Raw genomic sequence first — 19346 nt, forward strand, 5'->3', positions numbered from 1 at the left:
CTGACAACCAGCCGGATGACGGCTCGACCTGCATCGGACACACTGTCCCAGGCAGTCGGGCTGGAGCATCCAATCCGAAAGGGCGGCTGCTCGATGCGCACGTGTAAAATCCCGTCGCATGCGGCGAGCCGCTGTCTCGCACTCTAAACCAAACCCATGAGGCGCGTCTCGCCGCATGCCGTTTGACTGCCATCCAACCGCCCGGCAATCCCGCGCGGCGCTTCGCTCTGGCCTTTGCCCGCCCATACACCGCTGCTATAGGAAAGCGATGAAACTGGATGGGCGACCGTGATCGGCATCGAATATTTCCTGGGGACGATCTTCGCCGATTTGCATATCGTGGCCGCGGTCACCGGCGCACTCTACATTTTGGCTTTCATCTGCGCGGTGCGTGAAATCATGAACTCACGCACCTCGCAGGGCTCCATTGCCTGGCTGGTGTCGCTGGGCCTGCTGCCCTTCCCCACCGCCCTGCTATACCTGGTCTTCGGCTGGAAGTTCTTTGACGACTATGCCACCGACCGCATCCGCAATGGCCGCGCCGCCCGCCAGCTGCGCGCCAAGGATTTGGCGCTGATCGACCAGGAGACCAGCGACGCCTGGCCGGTCCAGACCAAGGTCTCCGAGGTGCCGTTTCTGAGCGGCAACGAGGTCGAACTGCTGATCGACGGCACCGCGACATTCGATTCGATCTTTGCCGGCATCAGCCAGGCGCGAACCTACCTCTTCGTGCAATTCTACCTTGTGCGCGACGACCGCCTGGGCGCCGACCTCGCCGAGCGCCTGATCGAGCGTGCCAAAGCCGGCATCAAGGTGTTCCTGCTCTATGACGACGTCGGCAGCACCGGCATGCCCAAGCGCTTCCGTACCCGCCTGCGCGACGCCGGAGTCAAGGTCGCGGGGTTCAACCAGCGCCACAAATTCCTGCGCTTTTACGGCCCGACCCAGATCAATTATCGCAATCACCGCAAGATCGTCGTGGTCGATGGCGAGGTCGCCTGGGTGGGCGGACACAATGTCGGCGTCGAATATCTGGGCGAAAACAAGCGCTTCGGCCATTGGCGCGATACTCATGTCCGCGTATCCGGCCCGGCGGCGCTTGGCTGCGCCCTCTTGTTCCGTGAGGATTGGGCCTGGGCGACGGGCGAATTGCTGCCCGCCACCCCACCGGCCCAGGTGCCCACCCCCGGCGATCAATCGGTCCTGGTGATGGGTAGCGGCCCGGCCGACAAGCTCGAAGAATGCGCCATCGCCTTCACCGACGCGATTGCCCAGGCGCGTGAGCGGCTCTGGATCGTCAGTCCCTATTTCGTGCCCGACACCGATGTGCGAACCGCTCTATTCGCCGCCCGGTTGCGCGGCGTCGACGTGCGGGTGATGCTGCCCGAAAAGCCGGATCATCGGATAGTCTGGCTCGCCAGCATCGCGCACGCCGATTCCATGGTGCAGCACGGCATTTCGATTTATCGTTACACCAGCGGCTTCCTGCACCAGAAGGTGGTGCTGATGGACGACAAGATAACCAGCGTCGGCAGCGCCAATTTCGACAATCGCTCCTTCTCGATCAATTTCGAGATCACGCTCTGGTTCACCGATCCCAAGACCATCAATGCCGTCGAGACCATGCTGCTGGACGATTTCAAGAACTGCCGGGAAGTCGCTCTTGACGAGGTCAAGTCCCGACCATTGCTCATGCGGTTTGCGACCCAGGCGGCCCGATTGCTGTCGCCCGTACTTTGAAAGACTTTGCCCATGACTCAATTCCTGTTCCGCGACGATAGCTATCTGCAAGCCACGCCAGCGAGCGTCACCGCCGTGACCCCGGAAGGCGGGATCCTGCTCGATCGCACGCCATTCTATGCAGCGTCGGGCGGACAACCGGGCGATAGCGGCCGCATCGAGCGGTCCGATGGATCGAGCATTGTCATCGTAAGCGCAATTCATCCCGACGGCGACAAGACTGCCATAGTGCACGTCCCTATCGAGGGATCGGCCCTGCCGGTCGTCGGTGAAACCGTCACCGCTAGCATTGATTGGGCGCGGCGCTATGGCTTGATGCGGATGCACACGGCGCTGCATCTGCTGTCAGTGGTGTTCCCATTCCCCGTCACCGGCGGCTCCATCGGGGAAGACAAGGGCCGGCTGGATTTCGACATGCCGGACGTGCCCGAAAACCTCGGCGAACTCGAAGCCGATCTCAACGTCATGGTGCGGGACGCGCATGCGATCACGACGGAGTGGATCAGCGACGCGGAAATGGCAGCCCAGCCCGAGCTCATCAAGACCATGAAGGTCAAGCCGCCGATGGGACAGGGCCGGGTTCGGCTGGTGCGTATCGGGGATATCGACTTGCAGCCTTGCGGCGGCACCCATGTGCGCAACACCAGCGAGATCGGCGCGTTGCACATCGGCAAAATCGAGAAAAAAGGAAAGCAGAACAGGCGCGTAAGCCTGTTTTTTGCCAACTGAACTCGTTCCTTGCGCTGTAGGTTCTGTCACACATGACTTCCACCATAGCGATGAAGAACCGGAGGCTGGTGGCGTGAAGTTCCCAGTCAGGACGACAATCGGATTGGCGACGCTGCTGATCGCCGGCGGCACCATCTATGGTTGGGGGATCGGGCTGTTCTATCCTTGCGGGCCGCTCGACGGCGTTCTCAAACTTAGCAGATGCACCGTAGTGGCGCGCTACGAGGCGACCCGCATCGAAGCCATGCTGGCCGGGCCGGAGGGGCATGTGCTCTCGGTCCTGCGCGGCGACGGCCCGGAGCCTGGCGTGCGGCAGCTTCTGGTGCAAACCGATCTTGCCGATGGCAGCACCGGCAACACTGTCGAGCTCGTCGACATACCGAACGCTGCCTCGTGGATGAGCGCCGCCCTATCGCCCGACGGAACCCTTCTGGCGGCCAGCCTGTTCGACGGGCGGCCAATTGTCATCGATCGCGCCAGTGGCCGCACGCGGGTGACCATCGAGCCGTTCTACAACGTGGCCATGGTCGGCTTTCTCGATGACACCAGGGTGATGATCGACCGCGGCAATACCAGCAGCGGGCGTCCCCCGGCCATGGCGGCGATGGTGTATTCGGCGACGGACGGGACGCGGCTGGCCGATATCAGCGGCTCCCCCACCTTGCCGCTCTATCGGCAGGGCCTGGCCAATGCGGTCTCGCCCGATGGCAAGGTGCTGGTACAACACGAGGAGACCTTGGCTGACAGCGGCGTGATTGCGCTCAGGATTGCCGATAGCGCCTTTGCCGATTGGGCCAATCCGCTGGCGGTCGCGCCGCTGGGCGCCTGGGGGCTGAGCGAGCACATCTGGCCCGAGGTCTGGATCAGCCCGGAGGGCGCTTATGTCGCGGCTTCTTTCGACGGCGCCCGTTCCTGGGGCGAGGACACATCGGCGCTGTTGATCTGGGAGGTGGCGAGCCGCAAGCTGGTGCAGCGCATTCCCACGAACCAGGCGAGCTGGGACCTGTTGGTCTGGCTGCCCGACCGACGGGTCGCGGCGGCACGGTTCAACCTCGATTCGCGACGCAGCGAAATTGCCGTCATCGACTATTAGAGAACGGGGGGTGCATACATCAGGCCGCCATTGCTCCACAGCGCGTTCTGGCCGCGCAGCAGCGCAGCCCCGGTCTGCGGGCCGAAATGACGGTCGTAGAGCTCGGCGTAATTGCCGACTGCGCGAATGACGTCGCTCATGAACTTGGGCGACAGGCCCAGCGATCGCCCGAAATCCTGCTCGAGGCCAAGGATGCGACGGACGCCGGCTGTGCGCGTGGCATTGAGCGAATCAATATTGAGCGAGGTCGCGCCCAGTTCCTCGCCGTCGATCAGCGCGAACATGGTCCAGCGCACGATGTTGAACCACTGATCGTCCCCGCTGCGCACCACCGGCCCGAGCAATTCCTTGGAAATGCGCTCGGGCAGGATACGGTGGCTGGCCGGCTCCGGCAGGTCGCGGCGGATCGCCTGCAATTGCCGACTGGTCGCGGAAACCGCCTGGCACAGGCCCGCCCGATAGGCAATGGCAAGGTCGGCGGCGTCCTCATAGACGACCTCGGTGTAGCTGGCCTGGTTGGTGAAAAAGAACTCCTCCATCCGATTCAGTTCCGAACCGCTATCGACCACGCAGACGCTGACCTTGTCCATTTCGTAGGCCGATACGATGCCCAGCGACTGCGGCACCATGAATGCCTGACCATCAAAAAAGCTGGGAGCAACGAAGCTGGCGCCATAAAGCGTATCGCGGCGCTGCGTCCAGGCGCCATTACGTGTCAACACATCCACCGTCCCGGTCTGCAACCAGGCAAACCGCGCCTCGCCGCGCAGGGAGCGAAACTCGATCTTGTCCGGATCGCCAAACACCGCTGCCGCAATGGCGCGACACAGATCGACATCGAACCCCGACCATTTGCCTGCGGCATCCTGCTGGGCAAAACCGGGCAACGGACTGGTCGCGCCGCAAATCAGAAAACCACGCTCCCGCACCGCTTGCAGCGTCGGAATTTTCGCTCCAGCGCTATCCGGCGCCTGCGCCCCTGCCGGCAAGCCACCCAGAACCAGGAGGACAAAAATACAAACTGCAGCGAACCACGACCGTGCTCTCGCAACGCCAACGAGCGGTGATTGCCTTTGCCCCATCATGGCCGTCAGCATATCCGCCACCGGCTTGCGCCGGTCAAGCAGGCAAGCCGATTGCTCGCCGTTTTCGACAACGCAGGTCAGCGGTTCAATGCAGGATCTGGCTGAGGAACAACTTGGTGCGCTCGTGCCGCGGGTTGGAAAAGAAGCTTTCGGGTTCGTTCTGCTCGATGATCTGCCCCTGGTCCATGAAGATGACGCGGTTGGCGACCTGGCGCGCAAAGCCCATTTCGTGCGTCACGCAAATCATGGTCATGCCCTCCTCGGCCAGCGAGATCATGACCTCCAGCACTTCCTTGACCATTTCGGGATCGAGCGCCGAGGTCGGCTCGTCGAACAACATGATCTTGGGCTGCATGCAGAGCGAGCGGGCAATGGCGACGCGCTGTTGCTGGCCACCCGAAAGCTGGCCGGGAAATTTCAGCGCCTGTTCGGGAATCTTGACCCTGGTGAGATAATGCATGGCCGTCTCCTCGGCCTCGGCCTTGGGAATGCCACGCACCCAGATCGGCGCCAGCGTCAGGTTCTGCAGAATAGTCAGATGCGGAAACAGATTGAAATGCTGGAACACCATGCCCACTTCGCGCCGCACCTCATCGATCCGCTTGAGATCGTTGGTCAGCTCGGTCCCGTTGACGATGATCTGCCCCTGCTGGTGCTCCTCAAGGCGGTTGATGCAGCGGATCAAGGTCGACTTGCCGGAACCCGACGGCCCGGCAATCACTATGCGCTCGCCGCGCATCACCTTAAGGTCGATGTCGCGCAACACGTGAAAATCGCTGTACCATTTATTCATGCCGACCACGTCGATCGCCACGTCGGTCGACGAAACCTGCATCTGAGACATATCGATCGCCCGATCGACCGTTTCGAAATTTTCCGTCATTGCTATCTCTTGTGCCCAGTGTGGAGGCGCCGTTCCATCCATTGGGAATAGCGCGACATTGAAAAGCAGAAAATCCAAAAGATCATGCCGGCAAACACATAACCGGTGACGGCGCGGGTCGGCGTGGCCCAATTGGCATCGGAGCTGGCCGACTGCACCGTGTTCAACAAGTCAAAGATACCCACGATCGAGACCAGGGAGGTATCCTTGAACAGCGAAATAAAATTGTTGACGATGCCGGGAATCGAATGTTTCAGCGCCTGTGGGAGGACAATGAACATCATCGATTTCCAGTAGCTCAGCCCAAGCGAGGATGCTGCCTCGAACTGGCCGCGCGGAATAGCGGCCAGACCACCGCGCACCACTTCGGCGAGATAGGCGGCGGTGAACAAGGTGACGCCGACCAGGGCACGCAGCAATTTGTCGACGGTCATCCCCTGCGGCATGAACAGCGGCAGCATGACCGAGGCCATGAACAAAACGGTAATCAGCGGCACGGCCCGCCACAGCTCGATGAAGCAGACGCACAGCGTCTTGATGATCGGCAATTTGGATCGTCGGCCCAAGGCAAGCACGATGCCCAGCGGCAGCGAACAGATGATGCCGACCAGCGCGATGATCAGCGTGACCATCAGGCCGCCCCAGGATTCAGTCGGAACGACGCTCAGGCCGAACACCCCACCATGCAGCAGATTGAAGGCCACGATTGGGAACACGACAAAGAACAGCAGGGCATTGATGCGCTTGAACGGCGCCCTGGGTACCAAGAGGGGAAGCAGTAGCAGCGCCAGCAGGACGAAGACGGTATTGACGCGCCAGTATTCCGCCGGTGGATAGAAGCCGTAGATGAAAAAACTGAAGCGCGACTGGATGTAGATCCAGCAGGCGCCGACATCGGCGACGCGGCAATCGTCCACCGTTCCATTGAACACGGCATGGCCGATCATGAAATTGTAGATCTGCGGCACGATCCAAAGCACCAGCAGGATGCCCAGGATGGTCATGATCGCGTTGCCAGGCGTGGAGAACAGATTGGCGCGAACCCAAGCTAGCGGTCCCGTCGTATTGCCGGGCGGTGGGCGTTGCGGGCTGAATTGTTCCCGCACGAAGCCATTGGCCGAAGCATCGGTGATATCGCTCATGGCCGCCTCCTATCGCTCGACCAATGCGACGCGCGCATTGTACCAGTTCATCAGCGCCGAGGTGGACAGCGACAGCGTCAGGTAAACCAGCATAGTGATGGAAATGATCTCGATGGCACGGCCCGCCTGGTTGAGCGAAGTGCCCATGAACACCGAGACAAACTCCGGATACCCGATGGCAGCACCAAGCGAGGAGTTCTTGATGATATTGAGATATTGGCTGGTCATCGGCGGAATAATCACGCGTAGCGCTTGCGGAATAACAACCAACCGCAGACGTTGTCCGTTGTCGAGACCCAGCGATTGCGCCGCTTCGGTCTGGCCATGGCTGATCGCCACGATGCCACCGCGCACGGTCTCGCCGATGAATGTCGCATGATAGAGCGACAGGCCAACGATCAGCGCAACCAGCTCCGGCGGAAGCTGAATGCCGCCGCGATAATTGAAACCCTGCAGGACGGGCGTCTGGAATTCGACCTGGGTGCCCGAAATAACGAAGGCCAAGAACGGCAGGACGATCAATATGGTCAAGCTGGTCAGCGTAACCGGAAACTGCTTGCCGGTGGCGAACAGGCGTTCACGCGCCCAGCGCCGAACCAAGACAATCGCCACGATGGCAACCACGACGGCGATCGCAAAGATGAAAAACCGATCATCCACCAGCGGCTTGGGCACATAAAGACCACGCTGGTTCAGCGCCCAGCCGCCAAAAAATACCAGGCTCTGCTTGACCGCCGGCATGGCCTTGAGCACGGCGAAATACCAGATGAACAATTGCAGCAGCAGCGGCACATTGCGGACGAGTTCCACATAAACCGTCGCCAGGCGCGAAATGATCCAATTGTTGGAAAGCCGCGCAATGCCCAAGGTAAAACCGACGATGGAAGCGACGAAAATAGCGATGATGGACACCAGGATGGTGCTGGCAAGACCGGTGACCAGGGCCTGCCAATACAGCGACGAGCGGTTGAAGCCGGTGAGCGTGAAGCTGACTTCAAACCCGGCCGTTCCCCACAGGAAGTCAAACCCGGTGGCCTTGTTTTGTGCGGCCAGGTTCGCCGCAGTGTTGTGGATAACCCAACTGACGAACAGCACGACCGCCAAGGCAACCGCGATCTGATAGACGATCCCGCGGATTTTGGGATCGTTGAAAAACGGGACCTTGGGCGCACTTTGTCGCCCGGCGTCAATTGATGCCACGTACTGCTCCTGTCGTGCCGCGAACCATGCCTTGCTTGCCGCGACCTTTGCGCAGTCCGGTCAACAACCGGACGACGCGAAAGCCTCCGGCGCCATGGACGGCGCCGGAGCAAATGGACCTGTTAGCGGATCGGTGGCGAGTACTGGATGCCGCCTTCGTTCCAAAGCGCGTTGAGGCCGCGTGGCAGGGCGAGCGGCGTGTTGGCGCCGACATTGCGCTCGAAGATTTCACCGTAATTGCCGGTGCCCTTGACCACCTGGTAAGCCCAATCCTTGGTCAGCCCGATCGGGGTACCGAAGTCGCCTTCCACGCCGAGCAGGCGCTTGATGCCGGGATTGTCGGAGCCGAGCATTTCATCGACATTGGTCTGCGTGACGCCCAGTTCTTCGGACTCCAGCAGGGTGTAGTAAACCCAGCGGGTGATCTCGAACCACAGATCGTCGCCTTGGCGCACCACGATGGCGAGCGGCTCCTTGGAAATGATTTCGGGCAGCAACGCATAGTCATCGGGAACGGCAAGCTCGCCGCGGTTGCCCGCGAGCTGGGACGAATCCGAGGTCATGACGTCGCAACGACCATCTTCAAAGGCCTTGAGCACTTCGTCCTGGCCGGTAAAGGTCACCGGATTGAACTCGAGGTTGTTGGCCGAGAAATAGTCGGCGGCGTTCAGCTCGGTGGTGGTGCCGGCCTCGATGCAGACTGCGGCGCCGGAGAGATCGGCCGCCGAAGCAATGCCGTCGGCCTTGCGGACCAGGAAGCCTTGGCCGTCATAGAACATGGTGCCGACAAACATCAGGCCGAGCGTGGTGTCGCGGGTCATGGTCCAGGTCGTGGTGCGGGCGAGCAGGTCGACCTCGCCCGAGCCGAGCACGTTGAAACGATCGGTGGATGTGGTGGGCGTGAAGCGGACGGCCTTGGGATCGTTGAAGATGGCCGACGCAACAGCGCGGCAATAGTCCACATCGAGGCCCGACCACTCATTGTTGGCGTCGGGCAAGCTGAAGCCGGGAACACCTTCGGTAACGCCACACTGGACGAAACCGCGGGCTTTGACGTCGGCGAGCGTATCGGCCTGAGCCGAAGCCGCCACGAGGCCCAAGGCGGCCGTCAAAGCGATCATTGCGAGCTTGTTTTGCATTATGTTGCCTTTGTTCGATTCCTGACGATGTTTTGTCCGCAACTCGATCCGCCTTGCGGCTGGCCGGTCCGGTTGACACCACTGCCTTGACGGCTTGGGTGATGCTGATAACCATCGAAGCGGCTAATGGTGCGGGCGTCAAGGCCCGACAGGCCGTTGCGACAGGAGCGCTGTCGCTTTTTTGGGCTTTATCCCGTGAGTGATTTGATTTTGTGCAGGCTGGTGCGATGAGTGATGAAGACGCAGGCGACTTCGATGCGCTCTCGATGGAGACGCTGCTGACACATTTGGGACGCGACCCGCACGAGCAGTTTGGATTCGTCAACACGCCGGTCTATCGCGGCTCGACCGTGCTGTTCAAAACGCTTGCCGATCTCGAGGCCCAGGACCAGCGCTTTCTTTATGGCCGGGCGGGCAATCCGACGACCGAGGGTGTGGAGGCGATCGTCACCGCCTTGGAGGGCGCGCATGCCACCAAGCTGGTGCCCTCTGGCCTGGCCGCAATTACCATTGCCTTGCTGAGCTGCGTGCGGGCGGGCGACGAGGTTTTGATCTCTGATTCGGCATATGATCCTGGCCGCGTCTTCGCCAATGGTTTTCTAGCACGGATGGGAGTTTCTACACGCTATTTCGACCCGCGAATCGGCGCTGGAATAGCCGGGATGATCGGACCGAAGACCAAGGCAGTGCTGGCGGAAAGCCCCGGTTCGGTGACGTTCGAAGTGCATGACCTTCCCGCCATGGCTGCGGCAACAAAAGCCACCGGCATATGCCTTATTGTCGACAATAGCTGGGCCAGTCCGCTTTTTCATCAGCCGCTGAAATTGGGTGCGGACATCGTAGTGCATGCCGGCACCAAGATGTTCGTGGGACACTCGGACGCCTTTGCCGGCACCATTTCGGCCACGCAGACCCGCTGGGCCGAGGTCGAAAAGACACGCAAGTCGCTCGGCTTTTTTACTTCGGCGGACGAGGCGTTCCTCGTGGCGCGTGGACTTCGGACCCTTTCAATCCGCATGAAGGAGCATGAGCGGCGCGCGCTGGACATCGCGGCTTGGCTGGAAGGCCAGCCGGAAGTCGATGTGGTGCTGCACCCTGCCCTGCCTAGCCATCCCGACCATGCCATTTTCAAGCGGGACTTCACCGGCTCGGGAAGCCTGTTCGGCGTGCTGCTCAAGGCGGCACCTCGCGAAGCCGTGGCCGCCTTCGTTGACGGGCTCAAGCTGTTCACCATGGGCTATTCGTGGGGCGGTTACGAAAGCCTGTGCCTGCCCACCAACCCGGCGCGAATGCGAACGGCAGTGCCCTGGACGGCAAGCGGCAACCTGCTGCGGCTGCATATCGGGCTGGAAGGCGTGGATGACCTCAAGGCCGATCTGAGTGCCGCGCTGCAACGCTATCAAGTGGCACGCTCGCGCGGATCAAGCTCAATTGCACATTGAACGATCGGCACCCTTGCCCTTTGCGATTGAACACGGTAACGGGATGCGGCGATCTCGGAGTGTAGCTCAGCCTGGTAGAGCACTGGTTTTGGGAACCAGGGGTCCAAAGTTCGAATCTTTGTACTCCGACCATCGCAATTTATTGGTGCCTGCTGCATGATCCGGCGCAGCACATCGGTTTCAAGGATCTTCGCATGACGGCCCGCATCTATCGCCCCGCTCCCAATGCCATGCAGTCAGGCAAGGGAAAGTCCAAGGCTTGGGTTCTCGTGCATGAACAGGCATCCGCGCGCGGCATCGATCCGCTGATGGGCTATACGACGTCAAGCGACACGCGCCAGCAGATCAAGCTTTCGTTCGATACATTGGAAGCCGCCGAAGCCTATGCACAAAAGAACGGCATCCCCTATTTCGTGCAGCCGGCGCATGACGCCACGCCCAAGCGCGTCAGTTATCCCGATAATTTCCGCTCCGACCGCAAGACGCCCTGGACGCATTGAGCCTTGCTGCCTGTAGCCGTGGAGCTCACTGATCGTTGAAACGTTGTGCCGTGGCTGCCTTAGCCAATGGTCAGGCGACGGCCAAAAAGGACGGACCGATGACAGCCCTTGCACGTCTGCTTGCCGCCGCTTTAGCCCTGCTCTGCGCCTTACCGGCGAGCGCGGCACCGGCCCTGTGGCAAGTCAGTGATGGTGACAGCAGGATCTGGCTGTTCGGCTCATTCCACGTCCTCCCGCCGGCCCTGGAGTGGCGGACGCCGGCCTTCGACAAGGTGCTTGCGGGCGCTGACAAAGTCTATTTCGAGGCCGACGTGGGAGACGCAGCCCAGGCGTCGATCGTCACCCGGACGTTCGAAATCGGCATGAATGCACTCGGCACCACTCTCTCCAGCCAGTTGCAGCCGGCGGACGCAGACATGCTGCGCAGCACGATCGCCGAAATGCAACTTCCCATGGGCATGCTGCAGGCCATGAAGCCGTGGCTGGCCACGACGACGATCAGCAGTGCCGCCCTTATTGCCGCTGGCTACGACCCCACACGCGGCGTCGACATGCTTCTGCAAAAGCAGTTGCCCAAGGAACGGCAGGCTTTTTTCGAGAGCGCAGAGGAACAACTTGGTTTTCTGGCCAGCGCACCGGAAGACGAGCAGATCAGCATGCTGACCGATACGCTCAAGCAACTCCACGCCTTGTCTGGCATGACCGACGACATGGTCGCCGCCTGGTCCGACGGCGTACCCGAACAGCTGGGGGCCATATTCATGCAGGACTCAGCGGGGTACGACGGGTTCGTGCAAAGGCTCATCTATGACCGCAACAACACTTGGTCAAACAAGATCGAAGCCATGCTGGCGGCCAACGAGCAAAACTTCATTGTTGTCGGCGCGGGTCATTTGATTGGCGATGGTAGCGTCGTGGATTTGCTTGAACGCCAAGGCCATCGCGTCAAGCGGCTGCAATAGCAAAGACGCCACTTGAAGCGGCGTCTTCGCCGTGAGGTTCAGACCTCGCTGAGCTTGGTCCATTTGCCGTCGGATTGGCTGGATTTCACCGATGCGGTGATGAATTCCATGCCTTCAACGCCATCGGCAAGGGTCGGCAACAAGCCGTCGTAAGGCGCGCCATTGCCGCGAATGACCTCGGCGAACTGGCTGTAGAGCGTGGCGAAAGCTTCCAGATACCCCTCGGGATGGCCAGCGGGAACGCGCACGTTCATGGTCGATGCCGCGTTGCCGGAAATGGCGCCGCCACGGGTCAGCAATTGCTTGGGCCTGCCGAATTCGGTGAACCACATGTAATTGGGATTGTCCTGGCGCCACTCGAGTCCACCCTTGTCGCCATAGACGCGCAGTTGCAGACCGTTCTCGCATCCGACGGCTACTTGGCTGGCCCAGAGCATGCCCCTGGCTCCGCCTTGGAAGCGCAGCATGATATGGACATTGTCGTCCAGTTGGCGCCCGGGAACGAAGCTGGTCAGGTCCGCCGACACGGCTTCGGTTTTCAAGCCGGTGACGAAGCGCAGTAGATTGTAGGCATGCGTGCCGATATCGCCAATGGCCCCGCCCGCTCCGGACCGCGCAGGGTCGGTGCGCCAGGAAGCCTGCTTGTTGTCGTCGGCAGCTGGCTCGGTCAACCAATCCTGCGGATACTCGGCCTGGATAACGCGAATCGTACCGAGAGCACCTGACTCGACCAATTGCCGGGCTTGGCGGATCAGCGGGTAGCCCGTGTAATTATGGGTCAATAGAAACTTGGCGCCGTTTTTTGGCTTGATGGCCGCCAGGGCCCGCGCATCCTCGAGTGTCGCCGTGAGCGGTTTGTCGCAGATGACGTGGATACCGGCTTCGAGGAACGCCTTTGCAGGACCGAAATGCATGTGGTTGGGCGTAACGATCGAGACCGCTTCGATACCATCGGGACGGGCCGCCTCGGCGCGTGCCATTTCCTCATAGCTGCTATAGATGCGGTCCTCGGCCAGACCAATATTGCGGCCGGATTCCTTGGCGACTTCAGGTCGCGACGACAAGGCACCTGCCACCAGGTCATAGTCGCCATCGATGCGGGAAGCGACGCGGTGGACATAGCCGATAAAGGCTCCGGTGCCGCCGCCGACCATGCCCAAACGAATGCGCTTCGCGCCGGTTTCAGCCATAGCTGTTCTCCCTAAAGCCCGAGAATCTTGCGGTTTGCCGCCAGATCCGTGCCGGCCGACGCAAAATCGTCAAAAGCGTGCTCGGTGACACGGATAATGTGGTTCTTGATGAATTCAGCGCCCTCGCGCGCACCGTCTTCGGGATGCTTGATGGCACATTCCCATTCCAGCACCGCCCAACCGGCAAAATCATACTGTGCCATCTTGGAAAAAATCGAGGCGAAATCCACTTGCCCGTCGCCCAGCGAGCGGAAGCGCCCTGCCCGGTTGATCCAGCTTTGGTAGCCGCCATAAACGCCCTGTCGGCCGGTCGGATTGAACTCGGCATCTTTGACGTGGAACATACGAATACGCTCGTGATAGATATCGATATAGTCGAGATAATCGAGCTGCTGCAGCACGAAATGGCTGGGATCGTAGAGCAGGTTGGCGCGTGGATGGTTGTTCACGCGCTCGAGGAACATTTCGTAAGTGACCCCATCGTGCAAATCTTCGCCGGGATGGATTTCGTAACACACGTCCACGCCATTCTCATCGAACGCATTGAGGATTGGCGTCCAGCGACGAGCCAGTTCGTCGAAGGCTTCTTCGACCAAGCCAGCCGGACGTTGCGGAAACGGATAGAGAAACGGCCAGGCCAGCGCGCCCGAAAAGGTCGCGTGCTCGGTTAAGCCCAGATTGCTTGAAGCTTTTGCCGCCCACATCAACTGCTGCACCGCCCATTCCTGGCGCCCTTTGGGATTGCCCTGCACCGCGGCCGGAGCGAAGCCATCCAGCATGGTGTCATAGACCGGATGGGCAGCCACCAACTGACCCTGCAGATGAGTGGAGAGTTCGGTAATGGCCAGACCGTGCTTGGCGGCGGTGCCGGCCAACTCGTCGGCATAGGTCTTGGAGGTCGCGGCCTTTTCCAAATCGATCAAGCTGCCGACCCAAGTAGGGAGCTGTACGCCCTTGTAGCCGTAATTGGCCGCCCAGCCGCAAATTGCGTCGAAAGAATTGAACGGTGCCGTATCGCCGGCGAACTGGGCCAGAAATATGGCGGGCCCCTTGATGGTGCGCATATCGTCGTCTCCTCTGTCGGCGCTTTGCGCCTTAGTCTTTCGTTGCCGCTTTGAACGAACAGGCGGCGGATGACCGCCGCCTGAACACGTTTTGGATCACAATCTCGACCGGCACACCTTGCCTGTCAATGAGGTACGCACATCAGGCCTTCAGCAATGCCTGGGAGTCTTCGGGGCTCAACGCCGCGGGACGCTCACAGGTCGTCGACAAGGTCAACACTTGGCCGCTCTCGCCGGCTTTGAGCAGCGACGTCATCACGTCGACGGCATGCAGTGCCACATCGAGACCGCAACGCGCCGGGCGGCCCTGTTCAATCGCCTGCATCATGTCGGCAAGACCGGCCGTGCGGTAATTGGCGCGCGGGTGCTCCTTGTCAAGGTCCTGGTTGGCCTTGCCGAATGGATGCTGCCAGGGCGTAACCGGGGTCTTGGTGCCCGCGATGTCAGTGGTGATCAGATCGCCGCCAAAGAAGTTGGGATCGGGAACATAAACCGTGCCCTCGGTGCCGTAGAGCTCGATATTGTGGTGACCGTGGCTAGCCACGTCCCAACTGGTGCCGATCGTCACGATGGCACCATTATGGAACTCCATGATGCCATGAATGGTCGTGGGCGTGCCCACCTTGACCATCGTGCCCTGATGGGGGCCGGGAGCCGTCACTTCGCGTTCTGCGCGGGCCATCGACGTAAAGGCAGAGACGCGCTTGACCGGCCCAATCAAGTGGATCAGGTCGGTGACATAATATGGTCCGATGTCCAGCACCGGGCCAGCACCGACCTGGAAGAAAAAGTCTGGATTTGGATGCCAGTGTTCCATGCCGCGGCTCATCACATGCGTGGTGCCGCTCATGATCTTGCCGATCTTGCCGCTGTCGATGATGTCGCGAGCCTGCTGATGCGCTCCTCCCAGGAAGGTGTCGGGAGCGCTGCCGACCTTGAGGTTGCGATCGTCTGCCGCTTTCTTGAGCGCCATGCCCTCTTCGAGCGAAAGCACGAACGGCTTTTCGGAATAGGCGTGCTTGCCTGCCGAAATGATATCCATCGATACCGAATAATGCGTCGCGGGAATGGTCAGGTTGACGATCACGTCGAGTTCGCTGTTCTTGAGCAGCTCGTCAGGCGTCTGCGCCTTGACGCCGAACTCATCGGCACGTTTCTGGGCAGCAGCCGGCAGGATGTCGGCCACGGCACGCACTTCAAGCCCCTTGAACAAGGGAGCCAGTTTCAGATAGGCAGCAGAAATATTGCCGGCACCCATGATGCCGACACCATATGTTTTGGCCATTTGGATTACTTCCACTTCTTGGCGGTTGCGATGGAGCGGCTGGCAAAGCGCTCGGCATCGGCGGGATTGTCATGCTCGGCAACAAAGTACTTCGCCTGGGTCTTGGCGGTCACATCCTTGATCAAGCTGTCCCAATTCAGTGTGCCGAAGCCCACATCCGCCCAGCCGTCCTCGTCGGCAAGTTGGCCCGCCGGCGCGAGATCCTTGACGTGAACGGCGGTGATCCGGCTGCCGTACTTATCGAACCAGTCGTTTGGATTGGCGTTGCCGCGCGCAATCCAGGCAACATCGGCTTCCCACTCGATGTTGGTGGCTGTGTCGAGCAGGATTTCCATCGGCGTACGGCCGCTGGTGGTGGGTACAAATTCGAAATCATGGTTATGCCAACCAAAGCCATGGCCTTCAGCCTTGAAGGTTTCAACCAGGCCGCTTAGCGTCTCTGCCAGTTCGATCCATTTGCTCTCATCGGTGCTGCGACCTTCGACGCCGATATGGGGGCAATAAAGCGTCTTCATGCCAAGGGTTTCGGCAATTTTGAGGGCGGAAGCAGTATCCTGCAGCTGTGTCAGGCCGAAATGGCCGGTCGGCATGGTGAGGTTGTTCTGCTTCAGGTTGGCCGCAAGGCCTGCCGCATCGGCGTAAAGCCCGCCATAGCCTTCCACCTGGGTGTAGCCAAGCGCCGCCAGCTTGGGCAAAAACGCTTCCAGCGGGGTAAAATTACGAGCGCTATAGAGCTGAAATGACAAATCGGTCACTGATGGCCTCCTGATTGGTGTCGTTGAAAAGGGCACTTCGACGTGTGCCGGGATAGCGTATTAATTGGGCACTATCGCGCCGGTTCGGCATCCTGGTTGCTTGAAAAGTAACATCGACGATGGCCTCACCGAGCGGTTCACCGCCGGCGTAAGCAGCGCCGCGTTGATCTTGGGTTTTACCTAGATGCGGCAGGTGGTTTCGGCATTGAAGATCGAGCCACGTGCCGGATCGAAACCGACCAGCATTTTCTGGCCGGTGGTAATCACCACGTCGCTGTCGCAACGGAAAGTCACCGCCCTGCCCGCGATTTTGGTCCAGGCCAGCGTGTCTGACCCCATCGGCTCGACGATCTCGATCTCGACTTCCTGATTGAATGGCTTGGACTTGGCCTCGTCGCCAATCACGATGTGCTCAGGTCGGACACCCAGCACGGCCTTGGTCGACCCGCTCACCGGCGCTGCAAACTCATAGGTGTCAACCGGCACGACAGTGCCGTCATCGGCAACGAACGTCTGGTTGGTGGGGTTGAGCGTGCCTTCGAGAAAGTTCATTGAGGGCGAGCCAATGAAGCCGGCGACATAAAGATTGACCGGACGGTTATAGATAGTGTGCGGATCCGCCAACTGCTGGATTTCGCCGTTCTTCATGATGGCGATACGGTCTGCCAGGGTCAGCGCTTCGATCTGGTCGTGGGTGACGTAGATCATTGTGTTCTTGAGCCGATGATGCAGCCGCTTGATCTCGACGCGCAGATCGCTTCGCAGCTTGGCATCGAGGTTGGACAATGGCTCATCGAACAGGAACACGTCCACGTCGCGCACCAGGGCGCGACCGATAGCAACGCGCTGGCGCTGACCACCCGAGAGGTTAGCGGGCTTTCGGCCCAGCAGCGGCTGGATTTGCAGGATTTCGGCGGCACGGTTGACGCGGCTTTCGATTTCCGCCTTGGGCATGCCGGACACGCGCAAGCCGAATGACAGGTTTCGCTCGACGGTCATCTGCGGATAGAGCGCGTAGGACTGGAACACCATGCCGATGCCGCGATCCTTCGGCTCGGCCCACGTAACATTCTTGCCGCCGATGAAGATCTGCCCTTCTGTAACATCGAGCAGCCCGGCGATGCAATTGAGCAAGGTCGACTTCCCGCAACCCGAAGGTCCGAGCAACACGATGAATTCGCCCTTGGCCACTTCCAGGTCCAAGGACTGGAGCACCTTGACGCTGCCGAAATCGAGCGACAGATCTCTGATCGAAACACTGGCTTCCATAGTCGTTATCCCTTCACCGCGCCGGCAGCGATGCCGCGGACGAACCATTTTCCCGAGATGAAATAGACCGCCAGGGGCACGAGGCCCGTCAGGATAGTTGCGGCCATGTTGACGTTGTATTCCTTCACGCCTTGCGTGGAGTTGACGATGTTGTTGAGTTGCACCGTCATTGGATAGTTCTGATTGCCGGCAAAAATCACGCCGAACAGGAAGTCGTTCCAGATACCGGTGATCTGCAGGATCATCGCCACCACAAAAATCGGCAGCGACATCGGCACCATGATCTGGAAGAAAATTCGCCAGAACCCGGCCCCATCGACGCGCGCCGCCTTGAACAATTCGGGCGGCAAAGACGCGAAATAGTTGCGGAACAAGAGCGTCAGGATCGGCATCCCGAACACGGTGTGGATGAGAATGACGCCCTGCAGCGTCGAAAACATCTTGAGCTCGCGCAGGATAATGACCAGCGGATACAGCATCACCTGATAGGGGATGAATGATCCAAACAGCAGGATGACGAAGAAAATCTCCGAACCCTTGAAACGCCAATTGACTAGGGCATAGCCGTTGATCGAGGCAATCAGCACCGAAACGATGACGCTGGGGATGGTGATCTTCATGGAGTTGAAGAATCCAACCTTGAGCCCCTCGCAGTAAAGCCCGGTACATGCCGAGTCCCACGCCTTGAACCACGGATCGAAAGTGATGTTCATCGGCAGCGCGAAAATGTTGCCGGCGCGCGCTTCGTCCAGGTTCTTGAGCGATGTCACGAGCATCACGTACATCGGAAACAGGTAATAAACCGAGACGAAGAACAGCAGCGAATAGATGACGATGTTGCGCGGAGTAAAGAACGGACGCGGTCGCATGCCGCGCGGCTCTACAGTATCGATAGCCATGGTTGGCCTTTCTTGCTGACGCGTCCGGTCAAGTGTTCTTTTTGCGTCCAAATTCGAGATAAGCCCAGGGGATCAGAATGATCAGCACCGTCACCAACATCACGGTGGATGCGGCGAGGCCCTGCCCCAGATTGGCGCGGCCGAACATGTAATCATAAACGTACTTGGCCGGCACATCGGAGGCGAAGCCGGGCCCGCCCTGGCTGAGCGCGATCACCAGATCGTAAAGCCGAACGATGCCGGAGCCGACGATCACCAGCGTGGTGATAATAACGCCACGCATCATCGGCAGCACGATCTGCAGATAGGTGCGCCAGGTTGGAATGCCGTCGACGCGTGCGGCCTTCCAGATTTCCTCATCGACGCCGCGCAACCCGGCCAGCATCAGCACCATCACGAAACCAGTGCCCTGCCAGAGCCCGGCAATGACCAGGCCGTAAATGACCGTGTTGCCATTGTTGAGCAGATCGAAATGAAACCAGGTCAAACCCCAGTCTTGCGCAACCTTTTCGATCCCGTAATTTGGATTCATGATCCACTGCCAGACCAGGCCGGTGACGATGAACGACAGTGCAAAAGGATAGAGCAGGATGGTGCGGAAGGTATTCTCGAAGCGAATTTTCTGGTCCATCAGCACGGCCAGCAGGAAGCCGATCGACATGGTGAAAACCAGCGACATGACGCCGTACAGCGCCAGGTTTTTGGCCGAACCGATAAAGCGCGCCGTGTGGAACAAGCGCTCGTATTGCGCCCAGCCGACGAACTTGCCACTCGGCAATGAGCCTGAATTGGTGAACGAATAAACGATGCTCCAAACACTGCAACCGACAAACACAACCAGAACCGTTATGATCATGGGCAGCGCCGCGATCTTGGCACTCAGGTTTCGCAGCAGGAGATTGCGCAGAAAACCTGGCCGGGTTGCTTGTTCCGGTTTGGATTGTGCGGTCAGGGTCGCATCGGCCATGG

General features: G+C 60.0%; 18 protein-coding genes and 1 tRNA gene. 7 read left to right on the forward strand and 12 right to left on the reverse strand.

Going from position 1 to position 19346, the window contains the following annotated elements; all coding sequences use genetic code 11:
• Positions 1 to 288: 288 nt before the first annotated feature.
• The 3 genes from cls to ACFE8X_RS04710 all read left to right on the forward strand — a co-directional run bounded on the left by cls (position 289) and on the right by ACFE8X_RS04710 (position 3562).
• Entirely contained in the window at positions 289 to 1740 is a 1452-nt protein-coding gene (gene cls, locus ACFE8X_RS04700) for a cardiolipin synthase (RefSeq protein ID WP_375450301.1), read from the forward strand.
• A gap of 12 nt (positions 1741 to 1752) precedes the next feature.
• On the forward strand, positions 1753 to 2469 hold the full coding sequence (locus ACFE8X_RS04705) for an alanyl-tRNA editing protein (RefSeq protein WP_375450302.1): 717 nt from the start codon (positions 1753 to 1755) through the stop codon (positions 2467 to 2469).
• 73 nt (positions 2470 to 2542) lie between these two features.
• Complete coding sequence (locus ACFE8X_RS04710; RefSeq protein ID WP_375450303.1) at positions 2543 to 3562, forward strand: hypothetical protein; 1020 nt, start codon at positions 2543 to 2545, stop codon at positions 3560 to 3562.
• Here ACFE8X_RS04710 and ACFE8X_RS04715 read toward each other — a convergent pair.
• From ACFE8X_RS04715 to ACFE8X_RS04735, 5 genes are all read right to left on the reverse strand, one after another.
• On the reverse strand, positions 3559 to 4659 hold the full coding sequence (locus ACFE8X_RS04715) for an amino acid ABC transporter substrate-binding protein (protein WP_375450574.1): 1101 nt from the start codon (positions 4657 to 4659) through the stop codon (positions 3559 to 3561). The two genes, ACFE8X_RS04710 and ACFE8X_RS04715, sit on opposite strands and share 4 nt — an antisense overlap.
• A 73-nt stretch (positions 4660 to 4732) precedes the next feature.
• Complete coding sequence (locus ACFE8X_RS04720; protein ID WP_375450304.1) at positions 4733 to 5530, reverse strand: amino acid ABC transporter ATP-binding protein; 798 nt, start codon at positions 5528 to 5530, stop codon at positions 4733 to 4735.
• 2 nt (positions 5531 to 5532) lie between these two features.
• Complete coding sequence (locus ACFE8X_RS04725; protein ID WP_375450305.1) at positions 5533 to 6672, reverse strand: amino acid ABC transporter permease; 1140 nt, start codon at positions 6670 to 6672, stop codon at positions 5533 to 5535.
• Between the two features lie 9 nt (positions 6673 to 6681).
• Positions 6682 to 7872 carry an amino acid ABC transporter permease gene (locus ACFE8X_RS04730; RefSeq protein ID WP_375450306.1) on the reverse strand — a complete coding sequence of 397 codons (1191 nt, stop codon included), beginning with the start codon at positions 7870 to 7872 and terminating at the stop codon, positions 6682 to 6684.
• Between the two features lie 122 nt (positions 7873 to 7994).
• A complete protein-coding gene (locus tag ACFE8X_RS04735) occupies positions 7995 to 9011 on the reverse strand; it encodes a transporter substrate-binding domain-containing protein (RefSeq protein WP_375450307.1) in 1017 nt (338 codons plus the stop codon).
• A gap of 227 nt (positions 9012 to 9238) precedes the next feature.
• Between ACFE8X_RS04735 and metC the strand changes: the two genes are divergently transcribed.
• From metC to ACFE8X_RS04755, 4 genes are all read left to right on the forward strand, one after another.
• Positions 9239 to 10453 (forward strand): cystathionine beta-lyase, encoded by a 1215-nt coding sequence (gene metC, locus ACFE8X_RS04740; RefSeq protein ID WP_375450308.1) that lies wholly within the window; start codon positions 9239 to 9241, stop codon positions 10451 to 10453.
• Positions 10454 to 10508: 55 nt separating this feature from the next.
• A tRNA-Pro gene (locus ACFE8X_RS04745) sits at positions 10509 to 10585 on the forward strand.
• A 62-nt stretch (positions 10586 to 10647) separates the two neighbouring features.
• Positions 10648 to 10953, forward strand: a complete 306-nt coding sequence (locus ACFE8X_RS04750) for an ETC complex I subunit (RefSeq protein WP_375450309.1) — start codon at positions 10648 to 10650, stop codon at positions 10951 to 10953.
• Between the two features lie 98 nt (positions 10954 to 11051).
• Complete coding sequence (locus ACFE8X_RS04755) at positions 11052 to 11915, forward strand: TraB/GumN family protein (RefSeq protein WP_375450310.1); 864 nt, start codon at positions 11052 to 11054, stop codon at positions 11913 to 11915.
• A 38-nt stretch (positions 11916 to 11953) separates the two neighbouring features.
• Here ACFE8X_RS04755 and ACFE8X_RS04760 read toward each other — a convergent pair whose 3' ends face one another.
• The 7 genes from ACFE8X_RS04760 to ACFE8X_RS04790 form a co-directional block, all read right to left on the reverse strand.
• Entirely contained in the window at positions 11954 to 13105 is a 1152-nt protein-coding gene (locus tag ACFE8X_RS04760) for a Gfo/Idh/MocA family protein (protein ID WP_375450311.1), read from the reverse strand.
• Between the two features lie 11 nt (positions 13106 to 13116).
• Entirely contained in the window at positions 13117 to 14169 is a 1053-nt protein-coding gene (locus ACFE8X_RS04765; protein ID WP_375450312.1) for a sugar phosphate isomerase/epimerase family protein, read from the reverse strand.
• A 142-nt stretch (positions 14170 to 14311) separates the two neighbouring features.
• Positions 14312 to 15454, reverse strand: coding sequence for a Gfo/Idh/MocA family protein (locus ACFE8X_RS04770; RefSeq protein WP_375450313.1), 1143 nt, complete (start codon positions 15452 to 15454; stop codon positions 14312 to 14314).
• A gap of 5 nt (positions 15455 to 15459) precedes the next feature.
• The gene (locus tag ACFE8X_RS04775; protein WP_375450314.1) at positions 15460 to 16209 is read right to left on the reverse strand and encodes a sugar phosphate isomerase/epimerase family protein; all 750 of its coding nucleotides are present in this window, start codon (positions 16207 to 16209) and stop codon (positions 15460 to 15462) included.
• 180 nt (positions 16210 to 16389) lie between these two features.
• Positions 16390 to 17478: an ABC transporter ATP-binding protein gene (locus ACFE8X_RS04780; RefSeq protein WP_375450315.1), complete on the reverse strand. Its 1089-nt coding sequence runs from the start codon at positions 17476 to 17478 to the stop codon at positions 16390 to 16392.
• A gap of 5 nt (positions 17479 to 17483) precedes the next feature.
• Positions 17484 to 18347: a carbohydrate ABC transporter permease gene (locus tag ACFE8X_RS04785; protein ID WP_375450575.1), complete on the reverse strand. Its 864-nt coding sequence runs from the start codon at positions 18345 to 18347 to the stop codon at positions 17484 to 17486.
• A gap of 58 nt (positions 18348 to 18405) precedes the next feature.
• Entirely contained in the window at positions 18406 to 19233 is an 828-nt protein-coding gene (locus ACFE8X_RS04790) for a carbohydrate ABC transporter permease (protein ID WP_375450576.1), read from the reverse strand.
• Positions 19234 to 19346: the final 113 nt, after the last annotated feature.

Source organism: uncultured Devosia sp. (assembly GCF_964244875.1).
Lineage (GTDB): Bacteria > Pseudomonadota > Alphaproteobacteria > Rhizobiales > Devosiaceae > Devosia.

Coding starts and splice junctions, on each gene's coding strand:
- ACFE8X_RS04705 (WP_375450302.1), top strand. CDS start 1,753: ATGACTCAATTCCTGTTCCGCGACGATAGCTATCTGCAAGCCACGCCA.
- ACFE8X_RS04715 (WP_375450574.1), bottom strand. CDS start 4,659: ATGCTGACGGCCATGATGGGGCAAAGGCAATCACCGCTCGTTGGCGTT.
- ACFE8X_RS04720 (WP_375450304.1), bottom strand. CDS start 5,530: ATGACGGAAAATTTCGAAACGGTCGATCGGGCGATCGATATGTCTCAG.
- ACFE8X_RS04725 (WP_375450305.1), bottom strand. CDS start 6,672: ATGAGCGATATCACCGATGCTTCGGCCAATGGCTTCGTGCGGGAACAA.
- ACFE8X_RS04735 (WP_375450307.1), bottom strand. CDS start 9,011: ATGCAAAACAAGCTCGCAATGATCGCTTTGACGGCCGCCTTGGGCCTC.
- metC (WP_375450308.1), top strand. CDS start 9,239: ATGAGTGATGAAGACGCAGGCGACTTCGATGCGCTCTCGATGGAGACG.
- ACFE8X_RS04750 (WP_375450309.1), top strand. CDS start 10,648: ATGACGGCCCGCATCTATCGCCCCGCTCCCAATGCCATGCAGTCAGGC.
- ACFE8X_RS04755 (WP_375450310.1), top strand. CDS start 11,052: ATGACAGCCCTTGCACGTCTGCTTGCCGCCGCTTTAGCCCTGCTCTGC.
- ACFE8X_RS04760 (WP_375450311.1), bottom strand. CDS start 13,105: ATGGCTGAAACCGGCGCGAAGCGCATTCGTTTGGGCATGGTCGGCGGC.
- ACFE8X_RS04765 (WP_375450312.1), bottom strand. CDS start 14,169: ATGCGCACCATCAAGGGGCCCGCCATATTTCTGGCCCAGTTCGCCGGC.
- ACFE8X_RS04770 (WP_375450313.1), bottom strand. CDS start 15,454: ATGGCCAAAACATATGGTGTCGGCATCATGGGTGCCGGCAATATTTCT.
- ACFE8X_RS04780 (WP_375450315.1), bottom strand. CDS start 17,478: ATGGAAGCCAGTGTTTCGATCAGAGATCTGTCGCTCGATTTCGGCAGC.
- ACFE8X_RS04785 (WP_375450575.1), bottom strand. CDS start 18,347: ATGCGACCGCGTCCGTTCTTTACTCCGCGCAACATCGTCATCTATTCG.
- ACFE8X_RS04790 (WP_375450576.1), bottom strand. CDS start 19,233: ATGATCATAACGGTTCTGGTTGTGTTTGTCGGTTGCAGTGTTTGGAGC.